Source organism: Escherichia whittamii (assembly GCF_014836715.1).
Lineage (GTDB): Bacteria > Pseudomonadota > Gammaproteobacteria > Enterobacterales > Enterobacteriaceae > Escherichia > Escherichia whittamii.
The window spans coordinates 67224-93064 of sequence record NZ_JACSQI010000016.1 but is presented as its reverse complement, the minus strand read 5'-3'; the positions used below and the strand labels follow the sequence as shown (position 1 = coordinate 93064).

The following is a 25841-nucleotide window of genomic DNA, read 5'->3' as shown; positions in this document are numbered from 1 at the left end:
GAAACGCCGTAGCGCCGATGGTAGTGTGGGGTCTCCCCATGCGAGAGTAGGGAACTGCCAGGCATCAAATTAAGCAGTAAGCCGGTCATAAAACCGGTGGTTGTAAAAGAATTCGGTGGAGCGGTAGTTCAGTCGGTTAGAATACCTGCCTGTCACGCAGGGGGTCGCGGGTTCGAGTCCCGTCCGTTCCGCCACCCTAATTAGGGGCGTAGTTCAATTGGTAGAGCACCGGTCTCCAAAACCGGGTGTTGGGAGTTCGAGTCTCTCCGCCCCTGCCAGAAATCATCCTTAGCGAAAGCTAAGGATTTTTTTTATCTGAAATAACCCATCCTAAGTAAATCCTTCCACCGGCGTCCTTGCCAGCCATTCAGATTAATACACTTCATCCAGTACGTTAATTTTCAAAAGATCTCGAATCAACGCGTGTTTGTCGCTATTTTGCAGCCATATGGCATAGAGCGGTCGTGAAAGAGTCGTGCTATCGACAACAGTATGCAATCCGCCTTTTTTACGCGCCCAACTTACCGGCAGCCAGGTGCAGCCATTAAGCATTTCAATCTGTTGTTGTGCCAGTTCAGCAGAACTGGTTGTCAGAATTGGGACTTCATCAGCACCGATCAAACCTGTCTCATGCTGTTGAAAATCCGGTCCCCATTCCAGACGCAGATAGTTAAGATCCCCCTTTAACTTAGAGGGGGCGCTGGTATAGAGCGCTAAAGTGAAATGTCCCAACAACTGGCTACTAAACTCGTCCATTTTGGGCGCTTCAGTGGTAATAAGCAGATCAAGCTGACGTTCATGTAGTTGTTTTACCAGAGACTGTCGTTGGGCAATCCGCGCTTCAAATTGCAGGCCTGTGTGGGCATCCTGATGTTGATACAAGCGTCCCAGCCACTGATTAAGCATACACTCCCACAGCGAGGCGCTGGCACCGATAGAAAACTCATTATGCCGTGAGGTATGCGCCACCTCCTTACGGGCGGCCTGCCAGGTGCTCATGAGCGTTTCTGCATAAGGCAGAAGCTTTTCTCCGGCAGCGGTTAAACGGATATTGTTTCTGTGGCGGGTGAAAAGATTCACACCCAGTTGATTTTCCAGTTGTCTGATTCGAAAGCTCACAGCTGATTGGGTCAGATAGAGCGATTCAGCCGCTCGACCAAAGTGACGCGTTCGGCTAACTTCCAGGAAAGTTTTTAACAATTCCGTATCCACAGTGCTCTCCGCAAAATTATTTGTCGTTATGATTTAAATGTTTTGTTTTACACTCTGTCAAGCGTAACTAATACTCCGCGCCATAACTAGCTCGGTCAAAGAATTAGGAGCGTGCAGGATGGCGGAAAGCTTTACGACGACTAATCGATATTTCGACAATAAACATTATCCACGTGGATTCTCTCGTCATGGTGATTTCACCATCAAAGAGGCACAACTGCTTGAACGTCATGGTTATGCCTTCAATGAGCTGGATCTCGGCAAACGCGAGCCGGTTACCGAAGAAGAGAAACTCTTCGTAGCAGTATGCCGTGGCGAACGTGAGCCAGTGACAGAAGCAGAACGCGTGTGGTCCAAGTATATGACGCGTATCAAGCGTCCAAAACGTTTTCACACCCTTTCTGGCGGTAAACCGCAGGTCGAAGGTGCTGAAGACTACACGGATTCCGACGATTAATAAAAAGGGCGAAATGCCCTTTTTTTATGTCAGTAGTTTTTGTAAATGAATAAGCAAGCGATCGATAGCTCGATAGCTAACTGCCTCCTGTAAATGCTGGCGTGTGATGACGTCAGACTGATCAATATCAGCGATAGTTCTCGACACCTTCAGTAATCGCTGCCAGGCACGAATCGATAATCCCAGATGAAGCAGCGTTTCTTCCAGCCACTGTGCGTCTTCGCTCTCAAGCTTGCAGAATTGGCGTATTTCCGGACTATCCAGCCAGGCATTCAGTTTATTCTGCCGCTTAAATTGGCGCTCTCTGGCGGCCATTACGCGTTGTTTAACAGTGGCGCTGCTTTCCCCCAGCACTACCGCTTTACTCAAAATTCCTGGGGGCGGTAGTGGGATCTCCAGTGAAAGGTCAAAGCGGTCAAGAAAGGGACCAGAGAGTCGGTTGAGATAACGCAGAGTTTGTTCTGGTGTGCAGCGGTTATGGTTCCCCTGATAATGTCCGGTAGGGCTGGGGTTCATCGCCGCGACAAGTTGGAAACGGGCCGGGTAGGTTATTTTGGCCCGCGTACGTGAAAGATGGATCTGCCCGGACTCAATTGGTTCCCGCAAGGCATCCAATGTACGCCGTTCAAATTCAGGTAGTTCATCAAGAAAAAGCACGCCGTTATGCGCCAGAGAAATTTCACCAGGCCCGGGAATTGCACCACCGCCGACCATCGCAGTTAACGACGCACTGTGATGAGGTGAACGGAACGGGCGCTGTCGCCACTGCTTTTGCACTGATTCGGCATTCACCAGGCTTAATATTGCAGCGCTTTCCAGAGCTTCTTCATTGCTTAAATCTGGCAGCAAGCCATTAATGCGACTGGCGAGCATTGTTTTACCTGTTCCTGGTGGCCCAATCAGTAAAAGGTTGTGGCCCCCTGCGGCGGTAATTTCTAGCCCTCGCTTTCCTTGCTCCTGGCCCACAACATCACTGAGATCATGTTGTAATACCCTGAACTCCGAATCAGTAGGTGCTGGACGTTCGAGATCATGCTTACCTTCGAGAAACGCACAGACTGCTTGTAAGTGATCGGCTATCAAGCACCCTTCACCATTAATTAACCCCACTTCGGCTTCGTTATCTTTCGCGACGATAATCTTTCTGCCCGACTTAATGGCTTCAGTTGCACTGGAGATTGCGCCGGGAACGCCGCGCAGAGCGCCTGTAAGCGCCAGTTCTCCGACTAATTCATATTCATGCAACTTATTGGCTGTAAGCTGTTCAGAGGCTGCCAGTAAAGCAATAGCGATAGGTAAATCATATCGCCCTCCTTCTTTCGGCAGGTCGGCTGGTGCAAGATTAATGGTGATTTTTTTTGCCGGATATTCATATCCGCTATTAATAATGGCGCTGCGCACGCGATCGCGTGCTTCTTTTACCGTTGTTTCTGGTAAGCCCACCATCGTTAATCCTGGTAGACCTTTACTGATATGAACCTCAACAGTGATCGGGGGAGCGTTTACTCCCAGAGCTGCACGAGTATGAACAATTGACAGTGACATAAGCCCTCCTTGAGCCACCATTATGTGCATAAGAGATCACTGCTGTAGTCTGCCAGATTGCGTTAATTAGCGGCTGATTCCCGTTTATTTATGTAACGTGATCTGAGTTGTATGAGTGATGGAATAACACTCGCAAAAATGAGAAGTAAAAAATTAGTCTCTGGGCGAGGGCAAGAAACATACGGAAATTGAATTTTTTTCACTCACCTTTTTTTATATGAAAAACAATGGTTTTTATCGAAATAATTGGGAAAGCAACAATGTGTGATTAAAAAATATCTTGTGCTATTTGCAAAATCTATGGTAACTCTTTAGGCATTCCTTCGAACAAGATGCAAGAAAAGACAAAATGACAGCCCTTCTACGAGTGATTAGCCTGGTCGTGATTAGCGTGGTGGTGATTATTATCCCACCGTGCGGGGCTGCACTTGGACGAGGAAAGGCTTAGAGATCAAGCCTTAACGAACTAAGACCCCCGCACCGAAAGGTCCGGGGGTTTTTTTTGACCTTAAAAACATAACCGAGGAGCAGACAATGAATAACAGCACAAAATTCTGTTTCTCAAGATTCAGGACGGGGAACTAACTATGAATGGCGCACAGTGGGTGGTACATGCGTTGCGAGCACAGGGTGTGAACACCGTTTTCGGTTATCCGGGTGGCGCAATTATGCCGGTTTACGATGCATTGTATGACGGCGGCGTGGAACACTTGCTGTGCCGACACGAGCAAGGCGCGGCAATGGCGGCTATCGGTTATGCTCGTGCTACTGGCAAAACTGGTGTGTGCATCGCCACGTCTGGTCCGGGCGCAACCAATCTGATCACCGGGCTGGCGGACGCGCTGTTAGATTCTATCCCTGTCGTTGCCATCACTGGTCAGGTATCCGCACCGTTCATCGGCACCGACGCATTTCAGGAGGTTGATGTCCTGGGATTATCGTTAGCCTGTACCAAACACAGCTTCCTGGTACAGTCGCTGGAAGAGTTGCCGCGCATCATGGCCGAAGCGTTTGACGTCGCCAGCTCAGGTCGTCCTGGTCCGGTCCTGGTCGATATCCCAAAAGATATCCAGTTAGCCTGCGGTGACCTGGAACCGTGGTTCACCACCGTTGAAAACGAAGTGACTTTCCCACATGCAGAAGTCGAGCAAGCGCGCCAGATGCTGGCAAAAGCGCAAAAACCGATGCTGTATGTCGGTGGCGGTGTCGGTATGGCGCGTGCGGTTCCTGCGCTGCATGAATTTCTCGCTGCCACAAAAATGCCTGCAACTTGCACGCTGAAAGGACTGGGCGCAGTTGACACGGATTATCCGTACTATCTTGGGATGCTGGGTATGCACGGCACCAAAGCGGCGAACTTCGCGGTGCAGGAGTGTGACTTGCTGATCGCCGTAGGCGCTCGTTTTGATGACCGGGTGACCGGCAAACTGAACACCTTCGCGCCGCACGCCAGTGTTATCCATATGGATATCGACCCGGCAGAAATGAACAAGCTGCGCCAGGCGCATGTGGCATTACAGGGTGATTTAAATGCTCTGTTACCAGCATTACGGCAGCCGTTAAATATCAATGGCTGGCAGCAATATTGCGCACAGCTGCGTGATGAACATGCCTGGCGTTACGACCATCCCGGTGACGCTATCTACGCGCCGTTGTTGTTAAAACAACTGTCGGATCGTAAACCTGCGGATTGCGTTGTGACCACAGATGTGGGGCAGCACCAGATGTGGGCTGCGCAGCATATCGCCCACACTCGCCCGGAAAATTTCATCACCTCCAGCGGTTTAGGCACTATGGGTTTCGGTTTACCAGCGGCGGTGGGCGCGCAAGTCGCGCGACCGAACGATACCGTCGTTTGTATCTCCGGTGACGGCTCTTTCATGATGAATGTACAAGAGCTCGGCACCGTAAAACGTAAGCAGTTACCGTTGAAAATCGTCTTACTCGATAACCAGCGGTTAGGGATGGTTCGACAATGGCAGCAACTGTTTTTCCAGGAACGATATAGCGAAACCACTCTTACCGATAACCCAGATTTCCTCATGTTAGCCAGCGCCTTCGGCATCCCTGGCCAACACATCACCCGTAAAGACCAGGTTGAAGCGGCAATCGACACCATGCTGAACAGTGATGGGCCATACCTGCTTCATGTCTCAATCGACGAACTTGAGAACGTCTGGCCGCTGGTGCCGCCTGGCGCCAGTAATTCAGAAATGTTGGAGAAATTATCATGATGCAACATCAGGTCAATGTATCGGCTCGCTTCAATCCGGAAACCTTAGAACGTGTTTTACGCGTGGTGCGTCATCGTGGTTTCCACGTCTGCTCAATGAATATGGCCACCGCCAGCGATGCACAAAATATAAATATCGAATTGACCGTTGCCAGCCCACGTTCGGTCGACTTACTGTTTAGTCAGTTAAATAAACTGGTGGACGTCGCACACGTTGCCATCTGCCAGAGCACAACCACATCACAACAAATCCGCGCCTGAGCGCAAAAGGAATATAAAAATGACCACGAAGAAAGCTGATTACATTTGGTTCAATGGGGAGATGGTTCGCTGGGAAGACGCGAAGGTGCATGTGATGTCGCACGCGCTGCACTATGGCACTTCGGTTTTTGAAGGCATCCGTTGCTACGACTCGCACAAAGGACCGGTTGTATTCCGCCATCGTGAGCATATGCAGCGTCTGCATGACTCCGCCAAAATCTATCGCTTCCCGGTTTCGCAGAGCATTGATGAGCTGATGGAAGCTTGCCGTGACGTGATCCGCAAAAACAATCTCACCAGCGCCTATATCCGTCCGCTGATCTTCGTTGGTGATGTTGGTATGGGCGTTAACCCGCCAGCGGGATACTCCACCGACGTGATTATCGCCGCTTTCCCGTGGGGAGCCTATCTGGGCGCAGAAGCGCTGGAGCAGGGGATCGACGCGATGGTTTCCTCCTGGAACCGCGCAGCACCAAACACCATCCCGACGGCGGCAAAAGCCGGTGGTAACTACCTCTCTTCTCTGCTGGTGGGTAGCGAAGCGCGCCGTCACGGTTATCAGGAAGGTATCGCACTGGATGTGAATGGTTATATCTCGGAAGGCGCAGGGGAAAACCTGTTTGAAGTGAAAGACGGCGTGCTGTTCACCCCGCCGTTCACCTCTTCCGCGCTGCCGGGTATTACCCGCGACGCCATCATTAAACTGGCGAAAGAGCTGGGAATTGAAGTGCGTGAGCAGGTGCTGTCGCGCGAATCTCTGTACCTGGCGGATGAAGTGTTTATGTCCGGTACGGCGGCTGAAATCACACCAGTACGCAGCGTAGACGGTATTCAGGTGGGCGAAGGCCGCTGCGGCCCGGTCACCAAACGCATCCAGCAAGCCTTCTTCGGCCTCTTCACCGGCGAAACCGAAGATAAATGGGGCTGGTTAGATCAAGTTAATCAATAAATACAAAAAATGGGACGGCACGCACCGTCCCATTTACGAGACAGACACTGGGAGTAAATAAAGTATGCCTAAGTACCGTTCCGCCACCACCACTCATGGTCGTAATATGGCGGGTGCTCGTGCGCTGTGGCGCGCCACTGGAATGACCGACGCCGATTTCGGCAAGCCGATTATCGCTGTTGTGAACTCGTTCACTCAATTTGTGCCGGGTCACGTCCATCTGCGCGATCTCGGTAAACTGGTCGCTGAACAAATTGAAGCTTCTGGCGGCGTTGCCAAAGAGTTCAACACCATTGCGGTGGATGATGGGATCGCCATGGGCCACGGGGGCATGCTTTATTCACTGCCATCTCGCGAGCTGATCGCTGATTCCGTCGAGTATATGGTGAACGCTCACTGCGCCGACGCCATGGTCTGTATCTCCAACTGCGACAAAATCACCCCGGGGATGCTGATGGCCTCGCTGCGCCTGAATATTCCGGTGATCTTTGTTTCCGGCGGCCCGATGGAAGCCGGGAAAACAAAACTGTCCGATCAGATAATCAAACTCGATTTGGTCGATGCGATGATCCAGGGCGCAGACCCGAAAGTCTCTGACTCCCAGAGCGATCAGGTGGAACGTTCAGCCTGCCCAACCTGCGGTTCTTGTTCCGGGATGTTCACCGCTAACTCGATGAACTGCCTGACCGAAGCGCTGGGCCTGTCGCAGCCGGGCAACGGCTCGCTGCTGGCGACCCACGCCGACCGCAAGCAACTGTTCCTCAACGCCGGGAAGCGCATCGTCGAACTGACCAAACGTTACTACGAGCAGGATGACGAAAGCGCCCTGCCGCGCAGCATTGCCAGCAAGGCGGCGTTTGAAAACGCCATGACGCTGGACATCGCGATGGGCGGCTCTACCAACACTGTTCTCCACCTACTGGCGGCGGCGCAGGAAGCGGAAATCGACTTCACTATGAGTGATATCGATAAGCTCTCCCGTAAGGTACCGCAGCTGTGTAAAGTCGCGCCGAGTACTCAGAAGTACCATATGGAAGATGTTCACCGCGCAGGCGGTGTTATCGGCATTCTCGGCGAGCTGGATCGGGCTGGGTTACTGAACCGTGATGTGAAAAACGTACTTGGCCTGACGTTGCCGCAAACGCTGGAACAATACGACGTTATGCTGACCCAGGATGATGCGGTGAAAAATATGTTCCGCGCTGGCCCGGCGGGTATCCGTACGACCCAGGCATTCTCGCAGGATTGCCGTTGGGATTCTCTCGATGATGATCGCGCTAATGGCTGTATCCGCTCGCTGGAGCACGCGTACAGCAAAGACGGCGGCCTGGCGGTACTCTACGGTAACTTTGCGGAAAACGGCTGCATCGTGAAAACCGCAGGCGTCGATGACAGCATCCTCAAATTCACCGGCCCGGCGAAAGTGTACGAAAGCCAGGACGACGCGGTTGAAGCGATCCTCGGCGGTAAAGTCGTCGCGGGTGATGTCGTGGTGATCCGTTACGAAGGTCCGAAAGGTGGCCCTGGCATGCAGGAAATGCTCTACCCGACTACCTTCCTGAAATCCATGGGCCTCGGCAAAGCCTGTGCGCTGGTAACCGATGGTCGTTTCTCCGGCGGCACCTCTGGCCTTTCCATCGGTCACGTTTCACCGGAAGCGGCGAGCGGCGGCAATATTGCGATCATTGAAGATGGTGACCTGATAGAAATCGACATTCCTAACCGCGGCATTCAGTTGCAACTGAGCGACCAGGAAATTGCCGCGCGTCGTGAAGCGCAGGAAGCCCGTGGTGAGCAGGCCTGGACGCCGAAAAACCGTGAACGCCAGGTTTCCTTTGCCCTGCGTGCCTACGCCAGCCTGGCGACCAGTGCCGATAAAGGTGCGGTGCGCGATAAATCGAAGCTGGGGGGTTAATGATGGCTGATTCGCAACCCCTGTCCGGCGCCCCGGAAGGCGCCGAATATTTAAGAGCAGTGCTACGCGCGCCGGTCTACGAGGCGGCGCAGGTCACGCCGCTACAGAAAATGGAAAAGCTGTCGTCGCGTCTTGATAACGTGATTCTGGTGAAGCGCGAAGACCGCCAGCCAGTGCACAGCTTTAAGCTGCGCGGTGCATACGCCATGATGGCGGGGCTGACGGAAGAACAAAAAGCACACGGCGTGATCACCGCATCTGCGGGTAACCACGCGCAGGGTGTGGCGTTTTCTTCCGCGCGGTTAGGCGTGAAGGCGCTGATCGTCATGCCAACCGCCACCGCCGATATCAAAGTCGACGCGGTGCGCGGCTTTGGCGGCGAAGTACTGCTCCACGGTGCGAACTTTGACGAAGCGAAAGCCAAAGCAATCGAACTGTCGCAGCAGCAGGGCTTCACCTGGGTGCCGCCGTTCGATCATCCGATGGTGATTGCCGGGCAAGGTACGCTGGCGCTGGAACTGCTCCAGCAGGATGCCCATCTCGACCGCGTATTTGTGCCGGTTGGCGGCGGAGGTCTGGCGGCGGGTGTGGCGGTGTTGATCAAACAACTGATGCCGCAAATCAAAGTGATCGCCGTAGAAGCGGAAGACTCCGCCTGCCTGAAAGCGGCGCTGGATGCCGGTCATCCGGTTGATTTGCCGCGTGTGGGACTGTTCGCTGAAGGCGTTGCGGTAAAACGTATCGGCGATGAAACCTTCCGTTTGTGCCAGGAGTTTCTCGACGACATCATCACCGTCGATAGCGATGCTATCTGTGCGGCGATGAAAGACCTGTTCGAAGATGTGCGCGCGGTGGCGGAACCCTCTGGCGCGCTGGCGCTGGCAGGGATGAAAAAATATATCGCCCAGCACAACATTCGCGGTGAGCGGCTGGCGCATATTCTTTCCGGTGCCAACGTCAATTTCCACGGCCTGCGCTACGTCTCGGAACGCTGCGAACTGGGTGAACAACGTGAAGCGCTGCTGGCGGTAACCATCCCGGAAGAGAAGGGCAGCTTCCTGAAGTTCTGCCAGCTGCTTGGCGGGCGCTCGGTCACCGAGTTCAACTATCGCTTTGCCGATGCCAAAAACGCCTGCATCTTTGTCGGCGTGCGCTTAAGCCGCGGCCTCGAAGAGCGCAAAGAAATTTTGCAGATGCTCAACGATGGCGGCTACAGCGTGGTCGATCTCTCCGACGATGAAATGGCGAAGCTGCACGTGCGCTATATGGTCGGCGGGCGTCCATCGCATCCGTTGCAGGAACGCCTGTACAGCTTTGAATTCCCGGAATCACCGGGTGCGCTGCTGCGCTTTCTTAACACGTTAGGCACGCACTGGAATATCTCCCTATTCCACTATCGCAGCCACGGCACTGACTTTGGGCGCGTACTGGCTGCATTTGAACTGGGCGATCATGAACCGGATTTCGAAACCCGGCTGAATGAGCTGGGCTACGATTGCCACGACGAAACCAATAACCCGGCGTTCAGGTTCTTTTTGGCGGGTTAATTCAGCGTTTCGGTTTTCAGGCCCACAAAGTAAAGTGGGCCTGATTCATCCTCTAATACCCAGATACAACCTTCCCTCAGTTTATTGGGCTTTTCTGCCAGGCCGAAGCATCCAGTCATCCAATTTTGCGAGACGTTTTCCAGAAGACGCTTAACCTGCTTGTGGTGAAACTCTGTTCACCCTATCGTTAGCACCGCTATCACTTGCACCTGTTAAACGCAATGTATAAAATTTTATACACAAGGATGTTATGTTACTCACCCGAGCTCTCCCCAATGAAAAAGAAATTCGATGGGTGGGATCTTCTCTGGAGGATCTCCTGACTTTTCCTGTAACGGTACGTAAAGCAGTCGGTTATCAGCTTCACAAAATTCAGTACGGAATTGAGCCCGATGACTGGAAACCGTTTTCAGATATTGGGGCAGGTGTGAATGAAATTCGGATTCGTGACAACAATGGTACCTGGCGAGTTATGTATGTTGCTAAGTTTGCAGAAGCGCTCTACGTTTTGCATAGCTTTCAAAAACAGACGCAACACACCAGCCAGCACGATAAAAACATCGCCAGAACGCGTTATAACCGGGTGGTGCAACAACGGAGAAACAGCCTGTGATTGCCAAAACTGATAGTGATATTCGCCATGTGACGCCATCTGGCGGTAATGTTTTTGCTGATTTGGGGTTTGATAAGCAGGAAGCAGAAAAGCTTTACGCTGATTCCCTGAGTGAAATCGAAAACACGTTAGCCATCAAAGAACAGCTCATGGAAGAAATTACCCTCTGGATTACGCAAAACCAGATGAAGCAAGCCGAGGTTGCTACAGTTTTGCATATATCCCGACCGCGCGTTTCGGATGTCGTCAACAAGAAATGCAGCAAATTCACCATCGATGCTCTGGTGAATATGCTGAGTCGTATTGGTAAGCCCGTTCGGGTAATGGTGGGGCCGTAAAACTAGTTCGGCAAAATCTTCCAGAACGCCTCAATCAGCGGCTCATGCAGCCGCTTTTTTTGTGCACACACGCCCAGTTCAAACGGCGTTTTCTCATCGCTGCGCTCTAAAATCATTACGCGGTTACGCACCGGTTCGGGGCTGTTTTCCAGCACCACTTCTGGCAACAAGGCCACGCCGCAGCCGAGCGCTACCATCGACACCATTGCTTCATGCCCGCCGACCGTGGCGTAAATCATCGGGTTGCTGATTTTGTTGCGTCGGAACCACAGTTCAATGCGGCGGCGCACCGGTCCCTGATCGGCCATGATGAAGGGAATCGTCGACCAGTCCGGTTGCTCTACTGAAACCTGATTACGCACCGGGCAGGGCAGCGCGGGCGCAATCAACACCACTGCCAGATTCTCCAGCATCGAAAACGCCACCGCGCCTGGCAGAGTCTCCGGCTTCCCGGCAATCGCCAGATCTGCTTCTCCGGTGACGACCTTTTCCATCGCATCCGCCGCATCACCTGTGGAGAGCTTGATCTCCACAGACGGATGCTCCGCGCGGAATCGGTCGAGAATCGGCGGCAGATGGCTGTAGGCAGCGGTCACCGAGCAGAAGATATGTAATTCGCCAGAGAGCGACGGACCTTGCTGATCGATGGTGTGGCGCAGTTGCTGATACTGCAACAGTGTTTGCTGGGCGAAAACGCGTAGCTCCTCGCCCGCTTCGGTGAGCGTTACCGTGCGGTTATCGCGTACAAACAGCGGCTGACCGAGGTCTTCTTCGAGGCGTTGAATCTGCCGGGAGAGCGTGGAGGGGCTGACGTGCATTGCCCGCGCGCTACGCCCAAAATGGCGGCTTTCCGTCAGATGTAGGAAGGTTTTCAGATCGCGTAAATCCACAGGCGCTGCCCTCGATTTTGACGTTGCAGAAATTGCAATGTGATGTTGTGAATATATCAATTTCCGCAATAAATTTCCTGTCATATAGTGAATTCAATCTCGCAAACGCGAACCGAACAATAAGAAGCACAACATCACGAGGAATCACCATGGCTAACTACTTCAATACACTGAACCTGCGCCAGCAGCTGGCACAGCTGGGCAAATGTCGCTTTATGGGCCGCGACGAATTCGCTGACGGCGCGAGCTACCTTCAGGGTAAAAAAGTGGTCATCGTCGGTTGTGGCGCACAGGGGCTGAACCAGGGCCTGAACATGCGTGATTCTGGTCTGGACATCTCTTACGCCCTGCGTAAAGAAGCGATCGCTGAGAAGCGCGCGTCCTGGCGTAAAGCGACCGAAAACGGTTTTAAAGTTGGCACTTACGAAGAGCTGATCCCGCAGGCGGATCTGGTGGTTAACCTGACGCCAGACAAGCAGCATTCTGATGTAGTGCGCACCGTACAGCCACTGATGAAAGACGGCGCGGCGCTGGGCTACTCTCACGGTTTCAACATCGTAGAAGTGGGCGAGCAGATCCGCAAAGACATCACCGTGGTGATGGTTGCGCCGAAATGCCCAGGCACCGAAGTGCGTGAAGAGTACAAACGTGGATTCGGCGTACCGACGCTGATTGCCGTTCACCCGGAAAACGATCCGAAAGGCGAAGGCATGGCGATTGCCAAAGCCTGGGCTGCGGCAACTGGTGGTCACCGTGCGGGCGTGCTGGAATCTTCTTTCGTTGCGGAAGTGAAATCTGACCTGATGGGCGAGCAAACTATTCTGTGCGGTATGTTGCAGGCCGGTTCTCTGCTGTGCTTCGACAAGCTGGTGGAAGAAGGCACCGACCCGGCATATGCCGAAAAACTGATTCAGTTCGGCTGGGAAACCATCACCGAAGCGCTGAAACAGGGCGGCATCACCCTGATGATGGACCGTCTCTCTAACCCGGCGAAACTGCGTGCTTACGCGCTCTCTGAACAGCTGAAAGAGATCATGGCACCGCTTTTCCAGAAACATATGGACGACATCATCTCCGGCGAATTCTCTTCCGGCATGATGGCAGACTGGGCCAACGACGATAAGAAACTGCTGACCTGGCGTGAAGAGACGGGTAAAACCGCGTTCGAAACTGCGCCGCAGTTTGAAGGTAAAATCGGCGAGCAGGAGTACTTCGATAAAGGCGTACTGATGATCGCGATGGTGAAAGCGGGCGTTGAGCTGGCGTTCGAAACGATGGTGGATTCCGGCATCATTGAAGAATCCGCCTACTATGAATCACTGCACGAACTGCCGCTGATTGCCAACACCATTGCCCGTAAGCGTCTGTATGAAATGAACGTGGTTATCTCCGATACCGCCGAGTACGGTAACTACCTGTTCTCTTACGCTTGTGTGCCTCTGTTGAAACCGTTTATGGCAGAGTTGCAGCCGGGTGACCTTGGTAAAGTTATTCCGGAAGGCGCGGTAGATAACGCGCAACTGCGTGATGTAAATGAAGCGATTCGTAGCCATGCGATTGAGCAGGTAGGTAAGAAACTGCGTGGCTATATGACGGATATGAAACGCATTGCGGTTGCGAGTTAATAGCGATTCAGAGTTCAAGGCCTTCTTCCGGAGAAGGCCTTGCTGTTAATTACGGTACAACACCTTAATGATGTGGTAACCGAACTGGGTGTGCAGCGGGCCGGTTGGTTCCAGTACCGGACAAGAGAAAACGACTTTATCGAACGCCGGAACCATCTGACCCTGGCGGAACTCACCTAAATCACCGCCGCGTTTGCCTGACGGGCAAATGGAGTGCTTCTTCGCCAGCTTGCCGAAATCGGCGCCGTTCTTAATCTGCTCGAGAAGTTCAAGAGCCAGTTTCTCTTCTTTTACAAGGATATGCAGTGCTGCTGCTGTTTTTGCCATGATCGTGCCTTGAGTGGTAAGGATGAGGCTGGCTATACTACCACGCTGTTATTTTCCCCTCCCGACTTTCATTGAGCGATTTTTCTATGCGTCTAAACCCCGGCCAACAACAAGCTGTCGAATTCGTTACCGGCCCCTGCCTGGTGCTGGCGGGCGCGGGATCCGGTAAAACTCGTGTTATTACCAATAAAATCGCCCATCTGATCCGCGGTTGCGGTTATCAGGCGCGGCATATCGCGGCGGTGACCTTTACCAATAAAGCGGCGCGCGAGATGAAAGAGCGTGTGGGGCAGACGCTGGGGCGCAAAGAGGCGCGTGGGCTGATGATCTCCACTTTCCATACATTAGGGCTGGATATCATCAAGCGCGAATATGCGGCGCTGGGAATGAAAGCGAACTTTTCGCTGTTTGACGATACCGATCAGATGGCGTTGCTCAAAGAGCTGACCGAGGGGCTGATTGAAGATGATAAAGTTCTCTTGCAACAGCTGATTTCAACCATCTCTAACTGGAAGAACGATCTCAAAACTCCGGCGCAGGCGGCGGCTGATGCAAAGGGCGAGCGGGATCGTATTTTTGCCCATTGTTATGGACTGTATGATGCGCACCTGAAAGCGTGCAACGTTCTCGACTTCGACGATCTGATTTTATTGCCGACGCTACTTCTGCAACGCAATGAAGAAGTACGCGAACGCTGGCAGAACAAAATCCGCTACTTGCTGGTGGACGAATATCAGGACACTAACACCAGCCAATATGAACTGGTGAAACTGCTGGTGGGCAGTCGTGCGCGCTTTACCGTGGTGGGCGATGACGACCAGTCGATCTACTCCTGGCGCGGCGCACGTCCGCAAAACCTGGTGCTGTTAAGCCAGGATTTCCCGGCGTTGAAGGTGATTAAGCTCGAGCAGAACTACCGCTCTTCTGGGCGTATTCTGAAAGCGGCGAATATCCTGATCGCCAATAACCCGCACGTCTTTGAAAAGCGTCTGTTCTCCGAACTGGGCTATGGCACGGAGCTAAAAGTATTAAGCGCGAATAACGAAGAACATGAAGCCGAGCGCGTCACCGGCGAGCTGATCGCGCATCACTTCGTCAATAAAACGCAATACAAAGATTACGCCATTCTTTATCGCGGCAACCATCAGTCGCGGGTATTTGAAAAATTCCTGATGCAAAACCGCATCCCGTACAAAATTTCCGGCGGTACGTCGTTTTTCTCGCGACCAGAAATCAAAGACTTGCTGGCTTATCTGCGCGTGTTAACCAACCCGGACGATGACAGCGCGTTCTTGCGTATTGTTAATACGCCGAAACGAGAGATTGGCCCGGCGACGCTGAAAAAGCTGGGCGAGTGGGCGATGACGCGCAATAAAAGCATGTTTACCGCCAGCTTTGATATGGGGTTGAGTCAGACACTTAGTGGACGTGGTTATGAGGCGTTGACCCGCTTTACTCACTGGCTGGCGGAAATCCAGCGCCTGGCGGAGCGGGAACCGATTGCTGCGGTGCGTGATCTGATCCACGGGATGGATTATGAATCCTGGTTGTATGAAACATCGCCCAGCCCGAAAGCCGCCGAAATGCGCATGAAGAACGTGAACCAGTTATTTAGCTGGATGACGGAGATGCTGGAAGGTAGCGAACTGGATGAGCCGATGACGCTCACCCAGGTGGTGACGCGCTTTACTCTGCGCGACATGATGGAACGGGGTGAAAGCGAGGAAGAACTGGATCAGGTGCAACTGATGACTCTGCACGCATCTAAAGGGCTGGAGTTTCCTTATGTCTATATGGTCGGTATGGAAGAAGGATTTTTGCCGCACCAGAGCAGCATCGATGAAGACAATATCGATGAGGAGCGGCGGCTAGCCTATGTTGGCATCACCCGCGCTCAGAAGGAATTAACCTTTACGCTGTGTAAAGAGCGTCGTCAGTACGGCGAACTGGTGCGTCCGGAGCCGAGCCGCTTCTTACTGGAGCTGCCGCAGGATGATTTGATTTGGGAGCAAGAGCGTAAAGTGGTTAGCGCCGAAGAACGGATGCAGAAAGGACAAAACCATCTGGCAAATCTGAAAGCGATGATGGCGGCAAAACGAGGGAAATAATCAAGGCCGGATAAGATGCCGCATCGCATCCGGCACATTACATGTTAAAGCACTTCCAGCGGCCAGTGGACATAGCTCTGCCACTGGCTTTCCTGATCGATAACCTCTGTCCCCAGCGGATGCTGGGTCAGCCAACCTTGTGGCAGTGTTAAGATCAACTGCTCATGATCAGCCTGTAATTTAATATCTGGTACTAAATCATCACGACGACGGCTGGCAAAAATGATGGCCAGGCGCAGTAAACGGCAGAGTTGTTCTGCGACGCGCGGCGGTACGGCATTTTGCTGATGCAGCGATGAGAGATCGACCGGATTCGTCTGGTTGAGTAATAACGTCGCCAGCAGCTTTTTCTGCGCGGGAGTAAAACCGGGAAGATCCAGATTTCGCACCAGATAAGCGGCATGTTGCGGCGCTTGTTTGAAATCAACGCTCAGGCCAATTTCATGAAGCTGACAGGCGCTGATCAGTAAATCGCGGCTAATCGCTTCAAGATGCCAGGTTTTTTCGACCTGATCGAATAAGTTAGCGGCGAGTTTCGCCACACGCTGCGCTTGATCGGTATCAATCATAAAGCGACGTTGAATATTACGTAGCGTACGGCTGCGAATATCCTGCTCGACCGCCAGATGCAACATGCCGTAAACCAGGCCTTCACGCAGTGCGCCGCCAGCCAGCGTCATACACTGGATATTCAGCTCGGTAAAAATTGCTATCAGGATCGCCAGACCACTCGGGAATACTAACGCGCGTTCCAGCGTCAGCCCTTCGATTTCCAGCTCTTCCAGCCTGCCACAGTGAATAGCGCGCTGTTTCAGTTGCTGCAATTTCGCAAGGGTAATGCGTTCATCCATTCCCTGCGCCATCATGATTTCCTGCAAAGCCTGCACGGTGCCGGAAGCACCAACGCACACTTTCCAGCCGTGATAGCGCAATTCATCGGCAACTGGACGTAGCACTTCGCGCGCAGCTTGTTCGGCAGCGACAAAGTTTTCTTGCCCCAGATTACGATCGGCAAAATAGCGTTCCAGCCAGGTAACGCAGCCCATCGACAGGCTGAACAAGGAAGTCGTTTGTGCGCCGGTGCCGGTTACCAGCTCAGTACTGGCGCCGCCGATATCCACCACCAGGCGCTGATCGGCTCCGCCAGTGGTGTGAGCAACACCCTGATAAATCAGGCGTGCTTCCTCTTCACCGCTAATGACCTGTACCGGACAACCAAGGATTTCCTGCGCTTTAGCGATGAAATCACCAGCATTGACGGCAAGACGTAACGTCGCCGTGGCGACAACGCGAATTTGCGAGGGAGGGATATCTTGCAAACGTTCAGCAAACAGGCGCAGGCATTGCCAGCCGCGTTCCATTGCTTCGTTAGACAGGGCATTTTCGTTGTTCAGGCCAGCAGCCAGACGTACTTTACGTTTAATTCGCGTCAGCGTCTGGATACTGCCAGCCACCTCGCGCACAACCAGCATATGAAAACTATTCGAACCGAGATCAATAGCGGCATAAAGTGACGAGGTGGAACCCATACTCTTCATCCTTCAATCTGTCTTTGCGTTGGCAGCGTTCTTTCACCCAAATCACTTACTACAGTATGCGCATCGGGATTCATTCTCTTGCCATCTTGATACAGTTTGAATGATTTTGAGTATGCCATTTTTTATTTAACCTGAACGACGACGATTACGCGGAGCGCCAGTACGACGCGGACCATTGCCTGTACGCGGGCGTGTGAGGCGCAGCGGTTTTGGCAGATCGGTCATCAATGCGTCCGGATTGTATTTGCTTACCGGGATAGAGTGACCAATATAGGTTTCAATGGCAGGCAAATTCAATGCATATTCTTCACATGCCAGGCTGATGGAATGACCACTTGCGCCAGCGCGACCGGTACGACCAATACGGTGAACGTAATCTTCACAGTCATCCGGTAAATCGTAGTTAAAAACGTGCGTTACGGCCGGGATATGCAGGCCACGCGCGGCAACGTCAGTGGCAACCAGAATATCCAAATCACCACGGGTAAATTCATCAAGAATACGCAGACGTTTTTTCTGCGCTACATCACCCGTTAACAGGCCAACACGATGACCATCTGCCGCCAGGTGACCCCAGATGTCTTCACAACGATGTTTGGTGTTGGCGAAAATAATCGCTCTGTCTGGCCACTCTTCTTCGATCAGCGTTTGCAATAAACGCATCTTTTCTTCGTTAGAAGGGTAGAAAAGTTCTTCTTTAATGCGGTGGCCCGTTTTCTGTTCCGGTTCCACTTCAATATATTCGGCATTGTTCATCTGCTCGAACGCCAGTTCACGTACCCGGTACGAAAGCGTGGCGGAGAACAGCATGTTGAGACGCTGGTTTGCAGGCGGCATACGGCGGAACAGCCAGCGGATATCTTTGATAAAGCCCAGATCGTACATTCGATCGGCTTCGTCCAGCACCACTACCTGAATGGCGCCGAGGTTGATGTGGTTCTGTTTGGCGTAGTCGATCAAACGACCCGTAGTGCCAATCAAAATGTCAACGCCGCTTTCCAGCACTTTCAGCTGTTTGTCGTAGCCGTCGCCACCGTAAGCCAGACCCAATTTCAGGCCAGTAGCTTGCGCCAGTGGCTCCGCGTCGGCGTGGATCTGCACGGCAAGTTCACGCGTCGGTGCCATAATTAAGGCACGCGGTTGATTCACCTTGCGATCGGCAATCGCGGGATGAGAGAGAAGATAATGAAACGTTGACGTAAGAAACGCCATCGTTTTTCCGGTACCGGTTTGCGCCTGCCCGGCTACGTCACGACCTACCAGCGTTAGCGGAAGGGCCAGTGCCTGAATGGGCGTGCAGTTATGAAACCCTTTTTTTTCAAGGGCTTCTACAACTTTCGGATGCAGGGCGAAGTCGGAAAACTTCTGTTCTGTTAAATGTGTTTTGCTCATAGTGTGGTAGAATATCAGCTTACTATTGCTTTACGAAAGCGTATCCGGTGAAATAAAGTCAACCTTTAGTTGGTTAATGTTACACCAACAACGAAACCAACACGCCAGGCTTATTCCTGTGGAGTTATATATGAGCGATAAAATTATTCACCTGACTGACGACAGTTTTGACACGGATGTACTCAAAGCGGACGGGGCGATCCTCGTTGATTTCTGGGCAGAGTGGTGCGGTCCGTGCAAAATGATCGCCCCGATTCTGGATGAAATCGCTGACGAATATCAGGGCAAACTGACGGTTGCAAAACTGAACATCGATCAAAACCCTGGCACTGCGCCGAAATACGGCATCCGTGGTATCCCGACTCTGCTGCTGTTCAAAAACGGCGAATTGGCGGCAACCAAAGTGGGCGCTCTGTCTAAAGGTCAGTTGAAAGAGTTCCTCGACGCTAACCTGGCGTAAGGGAATTTCATGTTCGGGTGCCCCGTCGCTAAAAACTGGACGCCCGGCGTGAGTCATGCTAACTTAATGTTGACTTCGTATTAAACATACCTTATTAAGTTTGAATCTTGTAATATCCAACGCTTCCTGTTTTTCTTAAATGCGAAGTGAACAGATTTCTGGCTCGTCACTCAATCCATCTTGTCGTTTCAGTTCTGCGTACTCTCCTGTGACCAGACAGCGAAAAGACATGAGTTGATGACCGTAAACAGGCATGGATGATCCTGCCATACCATTCACAACATTAAGTTCGAGATTTACCCCAAGTTTAAGAACTCACACCACTATGAATCTTACCGAATTAAAGAATACGCCGGTTTCTGAGCTGATCACTCTCGGCGAAAATATGGGGCTGGAAAACCTGGCTCGTATGCGTAAGCAGGACATTATTTTTGCCATCCTGAAGCAGCACGCAAAGAGTGGCGAAGATATCTTTGGTGATGGCGTACTGGAGATATTGCAGGATGGATTTGGTTTCCTCCGTTCCGCAGACAGCTCCTACCTCGCCGGCCCTGATGACATCTACGTTTCTCCTAGCCAAATCCGCCGTTTCAACCTCCGCACTGGTGATACCATCTCTGGTAAGATTCGCCCGCCGAAAGAAGGTGAACGCTATTTTGCGCTGCTGAAGGTTAATGAAGTTAACTTCGACAAACCTGAAAACGCCCGTAACAAAATCCTCTTTGAGAACTTAACGCCGCTGCACGCAAACTCTCGTCTGCGTATGGAACGTGGTAACGGTTCTACCGAAGATTTAACCGCACGCGTACTGGATCTGGCATCGCCTATCGGTCGTGGGCAACGTGGTCTGATTGTGGCGCCGCCAAAAGCGGGTAAAACTATGCTGCTGCAGAACATTGCTCAGAGCATCGCTTACAACCATCCAGACTGTGTACTGATGGTACTGCTGATTGACGAACGTCCGGAAGAAGTGACCGAGATGCAGCGTCTGGTTAAAGGTGAAGTTGTTGCTTCTACCTTCGACGAACCAGCATCACGCCACGTTCAGGTTGCTGAAATGGTTATCGAGAAGGCAAAACGCCTGGTTGAGCATAAGAAAGACGTTATTATTCTGCTCGACTCCATCACTCGTCTGGCTCGTGCCTACAACACCGTCGTCCCGGCCTCCGGTAAAGTGTTGACCGGTGGTGTGGATGCCAACGCCCTGCATCGTCCGAAACGCTTCTTCGGTGCAGCACGTAACGTGGAAGAGGGCGGCAGCCTGACCATCATCGCAACCGCGCTTATCGATACTGGCTCCAAAATGGACGAAGTTATCTACGAAGAGTTTAAAGGTACAGGTAACATGGAACTGCACCTCTCTCGTAAGATCGCTGAAAAACGCGTCTTCCCGGCAATCGACTACAACCGTTCCGGTACTCGTAAAGAAGAGTTGCTTACCACTCAGGAAGAGCTGCAGAAAATGTGGATCCTGCGCAAAATCATTCACCCGATGGGCGAAATCGACGCAATGGAATTCCTCATTAATAAGCTTGCGATGACCAAGACCAATGATGATTTCTTCGAGATGATGAAACGCTCATAAGTTAGCGTTACTACAAAACGCCACGTGTTTACGTGGCGTTTTGCTTTTATATCTGTAATCTTAGCGGTATACCTGTGGTGGTGTGAAAATTCCTGGTTTTTGCGGGTGTTTTATGCGATTTACATACCGATTGGTTGATTTTTGCACAAGCCTGGTGAGTTCAGAAAGTAGTTTCCCTTCTGAATAAAGGTCTTCGTGGGTATACTTCAGCTAATAATTTTCTCTGAGAGCATGCATTGTGAATTTACTGACAGTGAGTACTGATCTCATCAGTATTTTTTTATTCACGACACTGTTTCTGTTTTTTGCCCGCAAGGTGGCAAAAAAAGTCGGTTTAGTGGATAAACCTAATTTCCGCAAACGTCACCAGGGATTGATACCGCTCGTTGGGGGTATTTCGGTTTACGCAGGGATTTGCTTCACGTTCGGAATTGTCGATTACTATATTCCACATGCAGCTCTCTACCTGGCTTGTGCTGGTGTACTGGTGTTCATTGGCGCACTGGATGACCGTTTTGATATCAGCGTAAAAATCCGTGCCACCATACAGGCAGCTGTTGGCATTGTTATGATGGTGTTCGGTAAGCTTTATCTTAGTAGCCTTGGTTATATCTTTGGCTCCTGGGAGATGGTGCTCGGACCGTTTGGTTACTTCCTGACGCTGTTTGCTGTTTGGGCGGCGATTAATGCCTTCAACATGGTCGATGGTATTGATGGCTTGCTGGGCGGGTTATCCTGTGTCTCGTTTGCGGCAATCGGTATGATTTTGTGGTTCGACGGGCAAACCAGCCTCGCTATCTGGTGCTTTGCCATGATCGCTGCCATCCTGCCTTATATCATGCTCAACCTTGGTATTCTGGGGCGTCGCTACAAAGTCTTTATGGGCGATGCGGGTAGTACGCTGATTGGTTTTACGGTTATCTGGATCCTGTTGGAAACTACCCAGGGAGCCACACATCCAATCAGCCCGGTTACCGCCTTATGGATCATTGCTATCCCGCTGATGGACATGGTGGCGATTATGTATCGTCGTTTGCGTAAAGGCATGAGTCCATTCTCACCTGATCGACAGCACATTCATCATTTGATCATGCGCGCCGGATTTACTTCTCGTCAGGCGTTTGTGTTGATTACCCTTGCTGCAGCGCTACTCGCATCCATTGGCGTACTGGCAGAATATTCTCATTTTGTCCCGGAATGGGTCATGCTGGTGCTCTTTTTGCTAGCATTCTTCCTCTATGGCTATTGCATTAAGCGTGCCTGGAAGGTTGCTCGCTTCATCAAACGCGTGAAACGTCGACTGCGCAGAAACCGTGACGGCAGCCCTAATTTAACCAAATAAAACGAGGATGTAATGACGCAACCAATGCCTGGGAAACCAGCCGAAGACGCTGAAAATGAACTGGATATTCGTGGGTTGTTTCGTACCTTGTGGGCTGGGAAGCTGTGGATTATTGGCATGGGGCTGGCGTTTGCCTTAATCGCGTTGGCGTATACTTTTTTTGCGCGTCAGGAGTGGAGCGCGACGGCGATTACCGATCGTCCAACCGTGAATATGCTGGGCGGGTACTACTCGCAGCAGCAGTTTCTGCGTAACCTGGATGTTCGTTCAAATATGGCCCCTGCCGACCAACCATCGGTCATGGATGAAGCCTATAAAGAGTTTGTTATGCAACTGGCGTCGTGGGATACCCGCCGCGATTTCTGGTTGCAGACTGACTATTACAAACAGCGGATGGTCGGAAATAGTAAGGCTGATGCGGCTCTGCTGGATGAAATGATCAACAACATCCTGTTTATTCCTGGTGATTTCGCCCGCGCGGTCAATGACAGCGTTAAGCTGGTTGCCGAAACCGCCCCCGATGCTAATAACCTGCTTCGTCAATATGTTGCTTTTGCCAGCCAGCGTGCAGCCAGCCATCTGAATGATGAGCTGAAAGGCGCATGGGCAGCGCGCACTATTCAGATGAAAGCTCAGGTGAAGCGTCAGGAAGAAGTGGCTAAGTCCATCTACGACCGCCGAATGAACAGTATTGAACAGGCACTGAAAATCGCCGAGCAACACAATATTTCTCGCAGTGCGACAGATGTACCAGCCGAGGAATTACCTGATTCAGAAATGTTCCTGTTGGGGCGCCCGATGCTCCAGGCGCGACTGGAAAATTTACAGGCTGTCGGCCCAGCCTTTGATCTCGACTATGATCAGAATCGGGCCATGTTAAACACCCTTAATGTTGGTCCAACCCTGGATCCGCGTTTTCAGACCTATCGCTATTTGCGTACACCGGAAGAACCGGTAAAACGCGATAGCCCACGTCGTGCCTTCCTGATGATCATGTGGGGCATTGTCGGGGGGCTGATCGGGGCTGGTGTCGCATTAACCCGCCGTTGCTCGAAATAGCAACACAGCTGTGGTGAGCGCAAAGGCGCTCGCCGCTTATTCGAAGAGAATCGATGTGAAAGTACTGACTGTATTTGGTACGCGCCCGGAAGCCATCAAGATGGCGCCGTTGGTGCATGCGTTGGCAAAAGATCCTTTTTTTGAGGCTAAAGTTTGCGTCACTGCGCAGCATCGGGAGATGCTCGATCAGGTGCTGAAACTCTTTTCCATTGTACCTGACTACGATCTCAACATAATGCAGCCAGGACAGGGCCTGACAGAGATAACCTGTCGTATTCTGGAAGGACTAAAACCTATTCTTGCCGAGTTCAAACCAGACGTTGTGCTGGTTCACGGTGATACTACCACCACACTGGCAACCAGCCTGGCAGCGTTTTATCAGCGTATTCCTGTTGGTCACGTTGAGGCCGGACTGCGCACAGGCGATCTCTATTCGCCGTGGCCGGAAGAGGCTAACCGTACATTGACCGGGCATCTGGCGATGTACCATTTTTCACCAACTGAAACTTCCCGGCAAAATTTGCTGCGTGAAAACGTCGCTGACAGCCGAATCTTTATTACCGGTAATACAGTAATTGATGCACTGCTGTGGGTGCGCGACCAGGTCATGAGCAGCGATACGCTGCGTTCAGAACTGGCGGCAAATTACCCGTTTATCGATCCCGATAAAAAGATGATTCTGGTGACCGGTCACAGGCGTGAGAGCTTCGGCCGTGGCTTTGAAGAAATCTGCCATGCGCTGGCTGAAATCGCTACCACTCATCAGGACATCCAGATTGTTTATCCGGTACACCTTAACCCGAATGTCAGAGAGCCGGTCAATCGCATTCTGGGGCATGTGAAAAATGTCATTCTGATCGATCCCCAGGAGTATTTACCGTTTGTCTGGTTGATGAACCACGCCTGGTTGATTTTGACTGACTCTGGCGGCATTCAGGAAGAAGCTCCTTCTCTGGGTAAACCGGTACTGGTGATGCGCGATACCACCGAACGCCCAGAAGCGGTGACCGCTGGTACGGTACGTCTGGTGGGGACGGATAAACAACGGATCGTCGAGGAAGTGACGCGTCTTTTAGAAGACGAAGATGAATATCAAACAATGAGCCGAGCCCATAATCCGTATGGTGATGGTCAGGCATGCTCTCGCATTTTGGAAGCGTTAAAAAATAATCGGATATCATTATGAGTTTTGCGACCATTTCTGTTATCGGACTAGGTTATATCGGGCTGCCAACGGCAGCTGCGTTTGCCTCACGGCAAAAACAGGTGATTGGTGTCGATATCAACCAACAAGCGGTTGAAACCATCAATCGTGGCGAAATCCATATCGTCGAACCTGATTTGGCGAGTGTGGTAAAAACTGCCGTAGAAGGCGGTTTTTTACGAGCGAGCACGACGCCGGTTGAGGCTGATGCCTGGCTGATTGCTGTCCCAACGCCATTTAAAGGCGATCATGAGCCGGATATGACCTACGTTGAATCGGCTGCCCGCTCCATTGCGCCTGTGCTGAAAAAAGGCGCGTTGGTGATCCTTGAGTCCACCTCGCCGGTGGGCTCAACCGAGAAGATGGCAGAATGGTTAGCAGAGATGCGTCCGGATCTGACTTTCCCGCAGCAAGTGGGCGAGCAGGCGGACGTCAACATTGCTTATTGCCCGGAACGTGTGTTGCCGGGCCAGGTGATGGTCGAACTGATTAAAAACGATCGCGTCATTGGCGGCATGACGCCAGTTTGCTCGGCGCGCGCCAGCGAACTGTACAAAATTTTCCTCGAAGGTGAGTGTGTCGTTACTAACTCGCGGACGGCGGAAATGTGTAAGCTCACAGAAAACAGCTTCCGCGACGTGAATATTGCTTTTGCTAACGAACTGTCGCTGATTTGCGCCGATCAAGGAATTAACGTCTGGGAACTGATTCGTCTGGCGAATCGCCATCCACGCGTCAATATTCTTCAGCCTGGGCCTGGCGTGGGCGGTCACTGCATTGCCGTCGACCCGTGGTTTATCGTGGCGCAGAATCCCCAGCAGGCGCAGCTTATCCGCACCGCGCGGGAAGTGAACGATCACAAGCCTTTCTGGGTTATCGACCAGGTGAAAGCGGCGGTTGCTGATTGTCTGGCTGCCACTGATAAACGCGCCAGCGAGCTGAAAATTGCCTGCTTTGGTCTGGCATTTAAACCGAATATTGATGACCTGCGCGAAAGCCCGGCGATGGAAATCGCTGAACTGATCGCCCAGTGGCACAGCGGCGAAACGCTGGTTGTTGAGCCTAACATTCACCAGTTGCCGAAAAAACTGACCGGGCTTTGCACGCTGGCGCAGCTTGGCGAGGCGCTGGCAATGGCAGATGTGCTGGTGATGCTGGTCGATCACAGCCAGTTTAAAGCCATTAGCGGCGATGATGTTCAGCAGCAGTATGTCGTGGATACCAAAGGGGTCTGGCGCTGA

The 25841-nt window shown here is 52.1% G+C and carries 25 protein-coding genes and 2 tRNA genes; 21 read left to right on the top strand and 6 right to left on the bottom strand.

The window, feature by feature from the left end; all coding sequences use genetic code 11:
• Positions 1-117: 117 nt before the first annotated feature.
• Positions 118-194: transfer RNA gene (locus tag H9644_RS19630), tRNA-Asp, on the top strand.
• A gap of 8 nt (positions 195-202) precedes the next feature.
• Positions 203-278: transfer RNA gene (locus H9644_RS19625), tRNA-Trp, on the top strand.
• A gap of 94 nt (positions 279-372) precedes the next feature.
• On the opposite strand, the gene hdfR is transcribed toward H9644_RS19625, so the two are convergent.
• Positions 373-1212, bottom strand: a complete 840-nt coding sequence (gene hdfR / locus H9644_RS19620; protein WP_064530516.1) for an HTH-type transcriptional regulator HdfR — start codon at positions 1210-1212, stop codon at positions 373-375.
• Positions 1213-1330: 118 nt separating this feature from the next.
• Between hdfR and maoP the strand changes: the two genes are divergently transcribed.
• On the top strand, positions 1331-1669 hold the full coding sequence (gene maoP / locus H9644_RS19615) for a macrodomain Ori organization protein MaoP (RefSeq protein ID WP_000841001.1): 339 nt from the start codon (positions 1331-1333) through the stop codon (positions 1667-1669).
• A 24-nt stretch (positions 1670-1693) separates the two neighbouring features.
• Here the strand turns inward: maoP and H9644_RS19610 are convergent, their stop codons facing one another.
• Positions 1694-3214: a YifB family Mg chelatase-like AAA ATPase gene (locus H9644_RS19610; protein WP_191776163.1), complete on the bottom strand. Its 1521-nt coding sequence runs from the start codon at positions 3212-3214 to the stop codon at positions 1694-1696.
• Between the two features lie 349 nt (positions 3215-3563).
• On the opposite strand from H9644_RS19610, the gene ilvL reads away from it, so the two are divergent.
• The 9 genes from ilvL to H9644_RS19565 all read left to right on the top strand — a co-directional run bounded on the left by ilvL (position 3564) and on the right by H9644_RS19565 (position 11070).
• Positions 3564-3662 (top strand): ilv operon leader peptide, encoded by a 99-nt coding sequence (gene ilvL, locus H9644_RS19605; protein WP_001311244.1) that lies wholly within the window; start codon positions 3564-3566, stop codon positions 3660-3662.
• A gap of 86 nt (positions 3663-3748) precedes the next feature.
• The gene (gene ilvX, locus H9644_RS19600) at positions 3749-3799 is read left to right on the top strand and encodes a peptide IlvX (protein ID WP_001387183.1); all 51 of its coding nucleotides are present in this window, start codon (positions 3749-3751) and stop codon (positions 3797-3799) included.
• A gap of 2 nt (positions 3800-3801) precedes the next feature.
• Positions 3802-5448 carry an acetolactate synthase 2 catalytic subunit gene (ilvG, locus tag H9644_RS19595; protein ID WP_191776160.1) on the top strand — a complete coding sequence of 549 codons (1647 nt, stop codon included), beginning with the start codon at positions 3802-3804 and terminating at the stop codon, positions 5446-5448.
• Positions 5445-5708, top strand: a complete 264-nt coding sequence (gene ilvM, locus H9644_RS19590; protein WP_000983257.1) for an acetolactate synthase 2 small subunit — start codon at positions 5445-5447, stop codon at positions 5706-5708. Before ilvG ends, ilvM begins: the two co-directional genes overlap by 4 nt.
• Positions 5709-5727: 19 nt before the next feature.
• Positions 5728-6657: a branched-chain-amino-acid transaminase gene (gene ilvE, locus H9644_RS19585; RefSeq protein WP_000208520.1), complete on the top strand. Its 930-nt coding sequence runs from the start codon at positions 5728-5730 to the stop codon at positions 6655-6657.
• Positions 6658-6721: 64 nt separating this feature from the next.
• On the top strand, positions 6722-8572 hold the full coding sequence (gene ilvD / locus H9644_RS19580; protein ID WP_191776157.1) for a dihydroxy-acid dehydratase: 1851 nt from the start codon (positions 6722-6724) through the stop codon (positions 8570-8572).
• A gap of 2 nt (positions 8573-8574) precedes the next feature.
• Complete coding sequence (ilvA, locus tag H9644_RS19575) at positions 8575-10119, top strand: threonine ammonia-lyase, biosynthetic (RefSeq protein WP_191776171.1); 1545 nt, start codon at positions 8575-8577, stop codon at positions 10117-10119.
• Between the two features lie 295 nt (positions 10120-10414).
• Positions 10415-10732 (top strand): type II toxin-antitoxin system RelE/ParE family toxin, encoded by a 318-nt coding sequence (locus tag H9644_RS19570; RefSeq protein WP_191776168.1) that lies wholly within the window; start codon positions 10415-10417, stop codon positions 10730-10732.
• On the top strand, positions 10729-11070 hold the full coding sequence (locus tag H9644_RS19565) for a helix-turn-helix domain-containing protein (protein ID WP_135403529.1): 342 nt from the start codon (positions 10729-10731) through the stop codon (positions 11068-11070). The genes H9644_RS19570 and H9644_RS19565 overlap by 4 nt, the downstream gene beginning before the upstream one ends.
• A gap of 2 nt (positions 11071-11072) precedes the next feature.
• Here the strand turns inward: H9644_RS19565 and ilvY are convergent, their stop codons facing one another.
• Positions 11073-11960 carry an HTH-type transcriptional activator IlvY gene (gene ilvY, locus H9644_RS19560; protein WP_191776154.1) on the bottom strand — a complete coding sequence of 296 codons (888 nt, stop codon included), beginning with the start codon at positions 11958-11960 and terminating at the stop codon, positions 11073-11075.
• 149 nt (positions 11961-12109) lie between these two features.
• Here ilvY and ilvC point away from each other — a divergent pair, with 149 nt between their 5' ends.
• Complete coding sequence (gene ilvC, locus H9644_RS19555) at positions 12110-13585, top strand: ketol-acid reductoisomerase (RefSeq protein WP_064530522.1); 1476 nt, start codon at positions 12110-12112, stop codon at positions 13583-13585.
• 45 nt (positions 13586-13630) lie between these two features.
• Here the strand turns inward: ilvC and ppiC are convergent, their stop codons facing one another.
• Positions 13631-13912, bottom strand: a complete 282-nt coding sequence (ppiC, locus tag H9644_RS19550; RefSeq protein ID WP_001140258.1) for a peptidylprolyl isomerase PpiC — start codon at positions 13910-13912, stop codon at positions 13631-13633.
• An 86-nt stretch (positions 13913-13998) separates the two neighbouring features.
• Here ppiC and rep point away from each other — a divergent pair, with 86 nt between their 5' ends.
• Positions 13999-16020, top strand: coding sequence for a DNA helicase Rep (rep, locus tag H9644_RS19545; RefSeq protein ID WP_191776150.1), 2022 nt, complete (start codon positions 13999-14001; stop codon positions 16018-16020).
• A 44-nt stretch (positions 16021-16064) separates the two neighbouring features.
• On the opposite strand, the gene gppA is transcribed toward rep, so the two are convergent.
• Entirely contained in the window at positions 16065-17549 is a 1485-nt protein-coding gene (gene gppA, locus H9644_RS19540) for a guanosine-5'-triphosphate,3'-diphosphate diphosphatase (RefSeq protein ID WP_191776149.1), read from the bottom strand.
• Positions 17550-17684: 135 nt separating this feature from the next.
• A complete protein-coding gene (rhlB, locus tag H9644_RS19535; RefSeq protein WP_064530525.1) occupies positions 17685-18950 on the bottom strand; it encodes an ATP-dependent RNA helicase RhlB in 1266 nt (421 codons plus the stop codon).
• A 130-nt stretch (positions 18951-19080) separates the two neighbouring features.
• Here rhlB and trxA point away from each other — a divergent pair, with 130 nt between their 5' ends.
• The 7 genes from trxA to wecC all read left to right on the top strand — a co-directional run bounded on the left by trxA (position 19081) and on the right by wecC (position 25841).
• Positions 19081-19410 (top strand): thioredoxin TrxA, encoded by a 330-nt coding sequence (trxA, locus tag H9644_RS19530; protein ID WP_064530526.1) that lies wholly within the window; start codon positions 19081-19083, stop codon positions 19408-19410.
• A 139-nt stretch (positions 19411-19549) separates the two neighbouring features.
• Positions 19550-19648 carry a rho operon leader peptide RhoL gene (gene rhoL, locus H9644_RS19525; protein WP_032145636.1) on the top strand — a complete coding sequence of 33 codons (99 nt, stop codon included), beginning with the start codon at positions 19550-19552 and terminating at the stop codon, positions 19646-19648.
• 87 nt (positions 19649-19735) lie between these two features.
• Positions 19736-20995, top strand: coding sequence for a transcription termination factor Rho (gene rho / locus H9644_RS19520; RefSeq protein WP_001054527.1), 1260 nt, complete (start codon positions 19736-19738; stop codon positions 20993-20995).
• 238 nt (positions 20996-21233) lie between these two features.
• Positions 21234-22337, top strand: coding sequence for a UDP-N-acetylglucosamine--undecaprenyl-phosphate N-acetylglucosaminephosphotransferase (gene wecA, locus H9644_RS19515; RefSeq protein WP_064530527.1), 1104 nt, complete (start codon positions 21234-21236; stop codon positions 22335-22337).
• A 12-nt stretch (positions 22338-22349) separates the two neighbouring features.
• On the top strand, positions 22350-23396 hold the full coding sequence (gene wzzE, locus H9644_RS19510) for an ECA polysaccharide chain length modulation protein (RefSeq protein ID WP_064530528.1): 1047 nt from the start codon (positions 22350-22352) through the stop codon (positions 23394-23396).
• 55 nt (positions 23397-23451) lie between these two features.
• Entirely contained in the window at positions 23452-24582 is a 1131-nt protein-coding gene (gene wecB, locus H9644_RS19505; protein ID WP_064530529.1) for a non-hydrolyzing UDP-N-acetylglucosamine 2-epimerase, read from the top strand.
• Positions 24579-25841 carry a UDP-N-acetyl-D-mannosamine dehydrogenase gene (gene wecC / locus H9644_RS19500; RefSeq protein WP_191776146.1) on the top strand — a complete coding sequence of 421 codons (1263 nt, stop codon included), beginning with the start codon at positions 24579-24581 and terminating at the stop codon, positions 25839-25841. Before wecB ends, wecC begins: the two co-directional genes overlap by 4 nt.